Here is a 1243-nt window from a genome sequence, read left to right as displayed (position 1 = left end):
TCTGTTTGATCATGTGTTACATAGATCGTTGTCGTTTGCAGGCGCTGATGCAGCTTGGAGATTTCAGCGCGCATTTGAACGCGCAGCTTTGCATCCCAATTTGATAACGGCTCATCCATTAAGAAAACTTTTGCATCCCGAACAATGGCCCGGCCTAGAGCTACACGCTGGCGTTGTCCGCCTGACAAGGCTTTTGGTTTGCGGTCTAAGTATTGTTCAAGACCAAGAATACGTGCTGCGTCTTTTACGCGGCGCTCAATTTCGTCCTTAGGAAATTTCCGAAGCTTTAAACCGAATGCCATGTTATCATATACATTCATATGCGGATAAAGTGCATAGTTCTGGAATACCATCGCGATATCACGGTCTTTCGGTGCTACATCATTCATCCGTTTACCATCAATTACGAAGTCCCCTTGAGAAATTTCCTCGAGACCTGCGATCATGCGAAGAGTAGTAGACTTCCCGCACCCTGAAGGTCCAACAAATACAATAAATTCCTTGTCATCAATATGAAGGTTAAAATCCTCGACCGCTGTTACTTTGTTATCATACACCTTATAAATATGATCCAATTTTAATTCAGCCATTCGGTATTCCTCCTTAGTAGAACGAAAATTATTTGAATATTTTGATTATAAATGATAGTTGTTGAAGAAATAAATGGACATAGTGCACAAAAAAGTGCGGTTGCTTTTGGGCATCATTGTGAACGTTGCGATGCAGCACGGTATCATTACATGCTTGATTTCAATTGTCGGTTTGTTTTAAAATATTCTGGTTTTTATTGGTGTAAATTTTTTACAATATATATCCTTCAAATCTTAAAAACCAAAAAACCCGCCCCCGTTAATGAGGGCAGGTTAGTCTAGTCCACCGTTATTCTTATTTTTCGCCAACTGGACGAATGCGCTGTTCAGTTTCTTGATCGAAGAAGTGTGCTTTGTTCATGTCTAGAGCCAATTCAAGCTTTTGTCCTGGTTGAATATCAGTACGAGAGTCGACACGTGCCACAAATTCCTGACCGGCAACCTGAGAATAAAGCATTGTTTCTGCTCCCATTAATTCAGCTACCTCAATTGTGGCATCTACTTTTGTTCCTCTGGAGGAATCAATGAACACCGGCTCATCGTGGAAATCCTCCGGGCGGATTCCTAAAATTAATTCTTTGTTCACATAGCCTTGTTCACGAAGGAATTTCATTTTTCCTTCTGGGACATCAACAGAAACTTCACCAATAGCG

At 41.2% G+C, this 1243-nt stretch carries 2 protein-coding genes; both read right to left on the bottom strand.

The window, feature by feature from the left end:
- Positions 1 to 590, bottom strand: a 590-nt coding sequence (locus IC621_RS26250; RefSeq protein WP_191162980.1) for an ABC transporter ATP-binding protein, incomplete at its 3' end; no start/stop codon positions are given.
- Positions 591 to 885: 295 nt separating this feature from the next.
- A partial coding sequence (locus tag IC621_RS26245; RefSeq protein ID WP_191162979.1) for a TOBE domain-containing protein occupies positions 886 to 1243 on the bottom strand: 358 nt, incomplete at its 5' end.

Source organism: Metabacillus arenae (assembly GCF_014773385.1).
Taxonomy (GTDB): Bacteria; Bacillota; Bacilli; order Bacillales; family Bacillaceae; genus Metabacillus_D; species Metabacillus_D arenae.
This window is presented reverse-complemented; position numbering and strand designations above follow the sequence as displayed.